This window comes from Aeromonas sp. QDB68 (assembly GCF_027707405.1).
GTDB lineage: Bacteria > Pseudomonadota > Gammaproteobacteria > Enterobacterales > Aeromonadaceae > Aeromonas > Aeromonas caviae.
This window is the reverse complement of record NZ_JAPCIQ010000206.1, coordinates 1-1,444: the sequence shown is the minus strand read 5'-3', so window position 1 is coordinate 1,444 and position 1,444 is coordinate 1. Positions and strand designations below refer to the sequence as shown.

The 1,444-nt window shown below is 37.5% G+C and carries 1 protein-coding gene and 1 pseudogene; both read left to right on the top strand.

The genetic code is table 11. From position 1 onward, the window contains the following. Nucleotides 1–893, top strand: an 893-nt coding sequence (locus PG892_RS22235) for a site-specific integrase (RefSeq protein ID WP_270825900.1), incomplete at its 5' end; no start/stop codon positions are given. Further along, nucleotides 890–1,444: pseudogene (locus tag PG892_RS22230) on the top strand (hypothetical protein); the annotation flags it as partial. The gene PG892_RS22235 and the pseudogene PG892_RS22230, both read left to right, overlap by 4 nt.

Here is a 1,444-nt window from a genome sequence, read left to right as displayed (position 1 = left end):
CCCATGAGTTACAGGGATTGGTGTCACTAAAATGTGCCCAAGTTCTTGGCATGAGAAATATCCAGGTGATGAGACTAAAGTTCTCCGACTTGCAAATCTCTGACAAAGGTGTACATACCCTAAAAGTTTTAAGGGCAAAACAAAGAGGGAGGACCAATAATAACGTTTATAAAATTCGCCCCATAACAAAAACACTTGCAAAACTAATTTCATCAATGAAATCACGTTACGAAGATATACTAGGTACAAAAATCACTGATGATTGGCCTGTAATCTCAGAGTATTACAGTCTTAGAGATGAATTAGTTAAGCAGCAAGTAAAGATAACCAAGATAACATACATCACCAATCAGTTCAGAATGGCTGTTGGATTGGACTTCAAGGTAACCAACCGTAGACTTCGTAAAACCTTCTGCTCGCGGCTAATCGCCAAGGGCACTCCTATGACTGTTGTTGCAGAACTAATGGATCATAGTGATTTACAACAGCTAGACGTTTATTATAGACAATCGCATAACGTTGCTAAAAAACTAGATGATATACTGCGAAGTCAGGCCATCGACATAATCGATGTATTTGCAGGTAAAGTTGTTACGCCCGATTATGCCTCTCAGAGAGGACAAGGAATTTTCGCCCCATCGAAAAATTTAAATCTTGTTAAAATTGGTAGCTGTGGTAGCACAACCCCATGTTCTCTTCAACCCCCACTTTCTTGTTACAACTGTTCTTCTCTAGAAGCCTTTGAAGACGTTGACCATAAGGAAGTTGTAGATACGATGGTAGAAGAAATAAAAGAAGTATTTGGTGATGCTCACGCCATAAATATTCTACAACATAAAGATTTTTTAGCTGCTCGCAAGTTTGCTGACATGTTTGATCGGGGTGAACTATGAATACCAGCCTACAATTATTACCGTCAATTGGTGTGGATTCTGATAGCAATCTGGCACAATTGGTTCACTTTTACAAAAAAAACACTCCCTTTGCAAAAATAGAAAGTTGGGAATGGGATGACATTAGCTGGGATGCTAAAGGTATTTGTAAGACTCAAGCTAGAAAATCTGGATATAATATATCAGTCAATTTTAGCAGAGATAACAAGCTCGGAAAAAAAGTTAAGTCATCATATAATGACATAAAGCCGTTTCACAATCTTGATCTATCTGATATCGCTAAATGTCATATCTCAGCATTGCAAATTGAGAAGGCGAAAGATGTAGGGACACTCAATTTCTATATTGTTGCATATCGGTATTTAGATAATGCGATGCTAAAAAGGAATATTACAGCAAGTAATCTGACTACTTATGACTTCAAAGTAGCAGAGGCTGAAGCACACGATAGGTTAGAAAGTTCTACCTTCTATCGTATTGGTCAGAAACTTGAATCCATTGCGACTTTCATTAACAAGAAGAAGCTTTCTATCCAAAAGATAGTATTCAAA